Origin of the sequence: Bradyrhizobium valentinum (assembly GCF_001440405.1) — a bacterium.
GTDB classification, from domain to species: domain Bacteria; phylum Pseudomonadota; class Alphaproteobacteria; order Rhizobiales; family Xanthobacteraceae; genus Bradyrhizobium; species Bradyrhizobium valentinum.
The window spans coordinates 1-277 of sequence record NZ_LLXX01000126.1; the positions used below are offsets into that span (position 1 = coordinate 1).

Below are 277 nucleotides of genomic sequence, written 5' to 3' on the forward strand. Positions count from 1 at the left end.
TGGCTTCCGCGGCGGGCTTGCCGGTCCTGGCTTCCGAGGCGGGCTTGCCGGTCCTGGCTTCCGCGGCGCCGGTTTCCGCAGAGATTTCGTCGGTCCGCGGTTCGCACGGTTCGGTCATCGACGCTTCGCGTTCGGCTTCGCGCCGGTCTTCGTCGGCGCAGGGCTCTACCCTTGGGGCTACGGCTACGGCTACGGCTACGACTACGACGACGGATGCTGGGTCTACACGCCGTGGGGTCCCCGCTACGTCTGCGGCGGATACGGCGGATACGCCGGC

General features: G+C 69.7%; 1 pseudogene. It reads left to right on the plus strand.

Features of this window, described 5'->3' with window-relative positions:
* Nucleotides 1-277 (plus strand): annotated as a pseudogene (locus CP49_RS46185) (hypothetical protein); the annotation flags it as partial.